2 protein-coding genes are annotated in these 1,821 nt (G+C 66.6%); one reads left to right on the plus strand and one right to left on the minus strand.

The window, feature by feature from the left end:
• On the minus strand, positions 1-432 hold a 432-nt coding region (locus tag WA965_RS12795), incomplete at its 3' end, for a helix-turn-helix domain-containing protein (protein ID WP_526447585.1).
• A 200-nt stretch (positions 433-632) separates the two neighbouring features.
• On the opposite strand from WA965_RS12795, the gene pstS reads away from it, so the two are divergent.
• Entirely contained in the window at positions 633-1,763 is a 1,131-nt protein-coding gene (pstS, locus tag WA965_RS12800) for a phosphate ABC transporter substrate-binding protein PstS (RefSeq protein ID WP_526297450.1), read from the plus strand.
• Positions 1,764-1,821: the final 58 nt, after the last annotated feature.

Consider the following 1,821-nt stretch of genomic DNA (forward strand, 5'->3'; position numbering starts at 1 on the left):
GGCCGACACCGCGCCGGGGTGGATGCGGGCCGCCGGGTGGGTGCCGGCGGAGGCGGCGGGCACTACGCTGAGTCGGCTCCAGATCGCCGCGGCGAGTTGGCTGCGCGCGGAGTTCTGGGTGCAGACGAACACCACGCGCGCAACGCTGCGCTCAGCCGTGGGAAGCAGGTTCTCGAGGGCCTGGCGCTCGAGCCGCAGATAGGAACGTCGACCGTCGGCCTCGGAGCGGGAGTGGCGAACGACGCCTGCCCGCTTGAGCACGCCCAGGTGATGGGCCAGCAGGTTGGACTGCACGTTCAGCACCGTGCGCAGTTCCGACGGCGACGCATCGGCCAGCAGCAGGTGATCGACGATCGCCAGGCGTGCCGGGTCCGCCAGCGCGGCGAAGACGGCGACCCGCTGCGCGTCGTCTGGATTTACCTCAATGGACATTGACTCAATCAGTACTGAGATATCTGATCTGCGTCAACCTCTGCTGCGGTTTCGTCGCCTCACCCCCCTTTCTGGTTCACCTCCCGTTCACCATCCGTAGGGCGCCGATTCACGAGCAGCCCTTAGGTTCACAGCCGAGCAGCGAGAGTTCTGCTCGGCGCGAGAAGCGTGCCTCCCCGAATCCGTATTGAAGGAGCTTTGTGAAGGCCAAACGAACTGGTGCCGCGGTGAGCCTGCTGGCCGCCGGCGCTCTGCTGCTGTCTGCGTGCGGCAGCGACAACAACACCGCAGCTTCGGGATCCGGCGAGGGGGGAACGGAGCCGGCCGGCGATTGCGGCGGCAAGGAGTCGCTGAAGGCCAGTGGTTCGTCCGCGCAGGCCAACGCGATGACGCGGTTCATCAACGCCTACGAGCAGGACTGCCCCGGATACACCCTGAACTACACCTCCAGCGGATCCGGCGCGGGTGTCTCGGAGTTTCTCGGTGGACAGACCGACTTCGGCGGCTCTGATTCGCCGTTGAACGCCGAGAAGGGTGAGATCGAACGCGCCATGGAGCGCTGCGGTGGCAACCCGGCATGGAACCTTCCCGCGGTGTTCGGACCCATCGCCATGACCTACAACCTCGAAGGTGTGGACACCCTGGCGCTCGACGGCCCGACCCTGGGCAAGATCTTCAACGGCACCGTCACCACGTGGGATGCCCCCGAGATCGCGGCGCTGAACGAGGGCGTGACCCTGCCCGCTCAACCGATCAACGTGATCTTCCGCAGCGACGAGTCGGGCACCACCGACAACTTCCAGCAGTACCTGGACGCGGCCTCCGACGGCGCATGGGGCAAGGGCGCCGGCAAGTCGTTCGCCGGCGGTGTCGGCGAAGGCGCCAAGGGCAACGAGGGCACCTCGGCCGCCATCGCGAGCACCCCGGGATCGATCACGTACAACGAGTGGTCGTTCGCCAAGGCGCAGAACCTGTCCATCGCCCAGATCATCACCTCGGCGGGACCGGAGCCGGTCGAGCTGAGCACGGAGACCGCCGGCAAGGCGATCGACGGGGTGAAGTTCAAGGGTGAGGGCAACGACCTGGTGCTCGACACCACGTCGTTCTACATGCCGACCGAACCCGGTTCGTACCCGATCGTGCTCGCCGCGTACGAGATCGTGTGCTCGGAGTACCCGGACCCCGAGGTCGCCACCGCGGTCAAGGCGTTCATGCACTCGGCGCTCGGCAATGGCCAGACCGGTCTCGAGGACAACGGCTACATCCCGGTGCCCGAGGCGTTCAAGACCCGCCTGACCGAGGCCGTCGACTCCATCAACGCGACGGCCTAGTCACCAACCCATGGCTCTGACTCCAGACTCGACCGCGGTGGGCTCGTCGGTTAAACCG

The sequence above is a fragment of the Mycobacterium sp. genome (genome assembly GCF_049683935.1).
In the GTDB taxonomy this organism is placed as follows: domain Bacteria; phylum Actinomycetota; class Actinomycetes; order Mycobacteriales; family Mycobacteriaceae; genus Mycobacterium.